Annotated in this window: 2 protein-coding genes; both read right to left on the bottom strand. The window is 64.3% G+C overall.

Annotated elements, in window-relative coordinates; genetic code table 11:
• Positions 1 to 237 precede the first annotated feature (237 nt).
• Positions 238 to 1,878, bottom strand: coding sequence for a Na+/H+ antiporter (locus B3605_RS24570; protein WP_112945205.1), 1,641 nt, complete (start codon positions 1,876 to 1,878; stop codon positions 238 to 240).
• A 261-nt stretch (positions 1,879 to 2,139) separates the two neighbouring features.
• Positions 2,140 to 2,646, bottom strand: coding sequence for a hypothetical protein (locus B3605_RS24565; protein ID WP_112945206.1), 507 nt, complete (start codon positions 2,644 to 2,646; stop codon positions 2,140 to 2,142).
• Positions 2,647 to 3,119: the final 473 nt, after the last annotated feature.

Raw genomic sequence — 3,119 nt, 5'->3', positions numbered from 1 at the left:
TGTCCTGCCGGACATCTCCCCCACAAGGGGGGAGATCGACTCGTGGCTTGCTCCCGGCCAAACAATGAGAGGACGATGAGCGTGGAGCGAGCGGGTGCTCCCAGCCAATCTCCCCACCTGTGGGGGAGATGCCCGGCAGGGCAGAGGGGGGTATCACACGGTAAAACCTCGCTCGCCGGCGCACCAAAAGCCCCGCACTGCCCGAAAGCACGCCCAAGGAAGCGCGCATCCCCGCCCTCACGTCCCCGAAAAACGCGCCTCCGCAAGATCAGCCTCACGCACCAGTTTCTTCATCAGCTCTTCCGAGAGCTTGCGGTTCTTCGCCAGCCGGAAGAACTCGGCGCGTTCGGCCTTGACGCCGGCGAGGCGGAGCTTGCGTTCGATTTCTTCGCTGCGGCGGGCGAGCATGGCGTCGTCGCCGGTCTTGGAGCGGCCGGCGATGCGTTGGCGGTAGATGTCCATCAGGCGAGCGCCGGCGTCGGCGTAGAGGTCGGCGTCGGCGCGACCTTCGCCCATATCGTGCTGTAGCTGCTCGATCGCCTTGATGGCGGCCTCGGCGCCGCGGATGCGGGCTTCGTCCTCCTCGCGCTGGTGGGAGGGTTCTGCCGGCACATGCAGGTTCTTCAAGAGGAAGGGCAGGCCGATGCTGGCGGCGACCAGCGAGACGATGATGACGCCGGCGGCGAGGAAGATCGACAGGTCGCGGCCCGGGAAGGGCGAGCCGTCGCCCATGGTCAGCGGCAGGGTCAGAACACCCGCGAGCGTGATGGCGCCGCGCGCGCCGGCAAGCGAGGTGGCGGCAACGAGGCGCCAGCTCGGGCGGGTGAACTCGTGGCCGCTACGGGCGGCGCGATAGAGTGTGAAGCGCAGCGACACCCAGACCCAGGAGAAGCGCAGCGCGGCGAGCGCCACGTTGATCGCGACGATGTAGACGATCAGCCACAGCGGGTCGTAATGCCCGGTTTCGCGGACGATATTGATGGCGCTGGAGGCGATCTGCGGCAGCTGCTCGCCGAGCAGCACGAAGATGACGCCGTTCATGGCGAACTGGACGGTATCCCAGACGGCGGTGCGGCGCACGCGGGTGACAGCGGATGCGCGGCCGCTCTGTTCGCCGAAGCTCATGGTGATGCCGGCCGCGACCGCCGCCAGGATGCCGGAGCATTCCAGATGTTCGGCGATCAGATAGGCGGCGAAGGGGAGCAGCAGGCTGATCAGGATCAGCGAGCCGGTCTCCTCGCCAAGCTTGCGGGTGAGGAAGCGCTGCAGCTGCATGACCGCCCAGGTGACGCCGACGCCGATGACAATGCCGCCGATCGCCACCCAGAAGAAGGTGCCGACCGCGTCTGTCAGCGAGAAGGTGCCGGTGAGGGCGGCTGCGACCGCAAAGCGCATGCAGACGAGGCCGGACGCATCGTTGAGCAGCGATTCACCCTCAAGGATGTGCATCAGTCGGTTGGGGATCGGCACGCGGGCGGCAATGGCGGAGACCGCGATCGGATCCGTCGGCGAGAGGATGGCTGCCAGCGCGAAGGCGACGGCGAGCGGCATGGAGGGGATGAGCAGGTGGATGAGGAGCCCGACGCCGAGGACGGTGAAGATGACGAGGCCGAGCGCCAGCTCGAGAATGACGGTCTTGTCGCGCAGCAGGCCTTCCTTCGGGATGCGCCAGCCATCGAGAAAGAGCAGCGGCGGCAGGAAGAGCAGGAAGAAGAGATCGGGATCGAGGCTGACACCGAGATCGGCCACCGAGGCGATGACGGCGCCGAGCGCGATCTGCACGAGAGGCGGCGGGATCGGGATCGGGGAGAGCCTGGTGAGTGTTCCGCTAACGACCACCGCAAACAGCAGGATCAACGAAACGCTGATGCTTTCCATGAAATGCCATGTCCTTCGTTCTTACCGTCGAAGTTCGGTTCTGCGGGTTTTTGGCTGTCGTTGCAACGGCGGGGCTATTGGTTCGCCCGACCTGCGACATTGCGCCATAGGCGCGTGCACTGTGGGTCAAGTGCTTGATGAGGCTGGATCCGCTTGCCCATACACGGCGGGCGGTATCGCGAGAACAGGCTGTTTCGGCTCCCCCGGCGGAGCCGTGTTGCGCGCCAATCAGGCGGTCTTGTAGGTCAGAAGTCTGGTCGATCACGCAGTCTGCGTGTTGTCGGTATCGGAGGCGAGCGAGGAGCCGTAGGTGGTCTGGTAGGCGCGGATCGCGGTCTGCATGTCGGTGAGGACCTGCGTGACGGCGGTGTTGTCGCCGGCGCCGGCACTCTCGGCGATCTTCGACGGATCGGCGGAGAGAACCTCACTGGTCGTCAGCTTGCCGTCGTTGTTGCTGTCCATCAGCGCCAGAATGCCCTTCGGGCTGTTGCCGGAGAGGCTGCCATCGTCGTTCGACCCATCGTCGCTTTCGCTCGACTGCTGCAGCTGCAGCATCAGGGAGAGGATGTCGGCTGCGATCTTCTGGGTGACGCTGGCGCTGTCGGCGGTGCTGTTTGCCGTCGAGGCCTTGGTCGTCGTTGTCGCGGTCGTGCTGCTGGTGGTATTGGCTGCGGCCAGCTCGTCGGCGGAGACGATGCCATCGCCGTTCTTGTCGAGGCTGGAAATATACTGGGCATTGTTGCCGCCCAGAGAGGAAACACTGGTCACTTGAATCTCCTTTGCGAGTCCATCGTGAAAACCGTCCTTCATGGACGAACAGGGACGGGCTAAGGTGATTTGCCGGCGGCGTCAAAAGGGGAATGTTGTGATGAATTTCAGCCGATTGACCGAGGTCAAGGGGCGGGATTAAGATTTCGTTTACTCTATGTGTTTTGGTGATTCGGGCTGGGTTGTCGTCGGTTGAGGTGGCGAGGAGCCAAGTGCGCCTGCGAGAGTGACGCGGTGCATATGCGCGGCAGGGCGCCAAGTGTCCACTACCGTCGCTCGAGAGGCACCGCCGGCAGATGCTTGGCACAAGATCGAGCATGACGTAGAGAATGAGGGGGCGCTCGCATTGCTCTGGATGGGAGGGGCCGGCAACCATTTGTTTCCGCAGCGAAAACCCCATCCACGGCGTCATCCTCGGGCTCGTTGTAAAGCCCGGAGACATCCCTGACAGGTGTTCGGAGACATGCCTGACA

The organism is Rhizobium sp. UBA1881 (genome assembly GCF_002338015.1).
Taxonomy (GTDB): domain Bacteria; phylum Pseudomonadota; class Alphaproteobacteria; order Rhizobiales; family Rhizobiaceae; genus Rhizobium.
This window is presented reverse-complemented; position numbering and strand designations above follow the sequence as displayed.

Coding starts and splice junctions, on each gene's coding strand:
- B3605_RS24570 (WP_112945205.1), bottom strand. CDS start 1,878: ATGGAAAGCATCAGCGTTTCGTTGATCCTGCTGTTTGCGGTGGTCGTT.